General features: G+C 43.7%; 2 protein-coding genes. Both read left to right on the top strand.

Going from position 1 to position 2,196, the window contains the following annotated elements; translation table 11 throughout:
* The first annotated feature begins 164 nt into the window (after positions 1 to 164).
* Positions 165 to 746: a hypothetical protein gene (locus tag LI162_RS15105; protein ID WP_055148571.1), complete on the top strand. Its 582-nt coding sequence runs from the start codon at positions 165 to 167 to the stop codon at positions 744 to 746.
* Complete coding sequence (locus LI162_RS15100) at positions 691 to 2,031, top strand: ISAs1 family transposase (RefSeq protein ID WP_227156865.1); 1,341 nt, start codon at positions 691 to 693, stop codon at positions 2,029 to 2,031. Before LI162_RS15105 ends, LI162_RS15100 begins: the two co-directional genes overlap by 56 nt.
* Positions 2,032 to 2,196 lie beyond the last annotated feature (165 nt).

The raw sequence follows: 2,196 nt of genomic DNA, 5'->3' as shown, positions 1-2,196 counted from the left end.
CAGGGTTGTTTCATGAAGGATTTTTAAAAACATAAAAAGATCAGATTTTATCGGGGGTTATGCATGTTATACAAAACATGTGTAACTCTTGATTTTTTGTGCCTGTAGAGGTATAATATCTATATGGTATAGGTGTATTGCACCTATACAGAAAGGAGGATATTATGCCAGTAACTGAGAAAAAGTACCCGGATTGGGTTCAGAAGTATCGGATCAAAGGAACTACCGTGAAGAAAAAAGGAGATTCGTATTATCTCTATAAAAGAACATCCCGGCGCGTGAAAGGGAAAAAGTATCCGCAGCCAGTCGATACCTATATCGGCGTGATTACTCCGGAAGGAGTAATACAAAGCAATAAAAGAAAAGTATCTTTGACAGATGCAGAAGTATGGGAATACGGATTTTCAAAAGCCGTCTGGGAGTTGTGTCCGGATGATTGGAAAAAACCGTTGGGGGATGACTGGCAGGATGTACTTTCCATTATTCTTCTAAAACAGTCTCCAACCTCTTATATCCAGAAAACACGAGTGATGAAAAAAGAATCGGATTTCCGATATCAGTTTGCAGCCCAGACAGCGTCCCTGTCCCGCAGAATTTATAAAAAACAGGGCATTGGCCTGGAAGAATTACATCAGTTAGAGACCATCTATTTAGTATGCCTGGATAAAACGGAAATCATTTCGAAAGTGAATGAGGGGCAACGGAGACTCCTGGAGAAAATACAGGTGGCATTGGAAATGTGCTGAAAAGACTGTTCTGACAGAAAAATTGATCCATTATTTCAGGCAGATTCCGGATTATCGGTGCGGCAGAGAGAAAAGACACGATCTTGGAGAAATGCTGGTATGCGTCACCCTCGGATTCCTTTGTGGCCGGACAACGATCCGCAGGAGCCTGAAATGGTGCAAAACCCACTTGGAAGAGCTGCGGAAGCATATGAACTTAAAATACGGGATCGCCTCGCCTTCCACTATTACCCGGATGTTGAATGGCATTGATGAGGAATTAGCTTTGTATGCTTTTATGGAGTGGATTGGCGAGATCGTGGAATCCAGAAATACCCATCTAGCTATTGATGGGAAAGCATTGTGCGGTGCAACGGAAAAAACGAAAGGTGAGACAACCCCGATGCTGCTGAATGTAGTGGAAACGGTCCGGGGATTGATACTTGCACAGCTTCCGGTAGATTCAAAGACGAATGAGATTACGGCGATTCCTGAATTATTAAAGCTTCTGGATATCAGCGGGAGCATTGTAACGATTGATGCTGTTGGGACACAGACTGCAATCATGGAACAGATTCATGAACAGGGAGGACATTTTGTGTTAACAGTAAAGAAAAATCAGCCGGAGGCCTATGAGGAGATTCATACGTTCATGGATAAACTGGGGGCGGAAGATCTCAAAAGAAAAAAAGGCGAAGCTATGGATCCTGGGATGAAGGAGTTCCTTGAGAAATACGAAGAAATCAGCCAGATGGAAAAAAACCGGGACAGAAATGAGTATAGGACTTGCCAGATATGTAAAGACGCTTCAAATCTGACCAAAAGCCAAAAAGAATGGCCGCACGTTCAAAGTATTGGGCGGATCAAGCAGGTGAGGATACCCAAGGAAAAAGACAGCCAGGGGAATGATGTGACGCCGTCGAAGGAAGAGTTTTTGGAAAAAGGCTCCAGAAGAATCCCAGCTCCTTCTGCTGGAGAGGGAGCCGGGAAAGATGTCCAGTGTACGGCACTGATATCAGACCTGATCCTTACAGCAGAGGAGCTGGGAAGCATAAAAAGAATGCACTGGTCAATAGAGAACCGGCTCCATCATGTGCTGGACGATACATTTAGGGAAGACCGCTCGCCAGCCAAAAAGTCCCGGAACAACCTGTCGCTCATCAGAAAATACGCATACAACATCCTGCGTCTGGCAATGTACGAGACGGGTCTGGCAAATATAATGACAGAAATGATGGACTGCTTTTGTGACAATGCCGCTTTGCGGGAACGGTATGTGTTTCAAGGCATAGCCAGTCTCTATTGACTATATAAAAAGAATACCTCTGAAAAAAGGTCCTGTAAAGGGATATAGAGTTAATTTGCGCTTTTTTACATGACCAATGAATCAGAAACAATAAGAGAGATGTGATAGCAAGGATGCAATAAGTTAGATCTGCCCATGGATAGTTCATGAAACAACCCTGATGTA

It is taken from the genome of Mediterraneibacter sp. 210702-DFI.3.120, assembly GCF_020561005.1.
Taxonomy (GTDB): Bacteria; Bacillota; Clostridia; order Lachnospirales; family Lachnospiraceae; genus Mediterraneibacter; species Mediterraneibacter faecis.
This window is presented reverse-complemented; position numbering and strand designations above follow the sequence as displayed.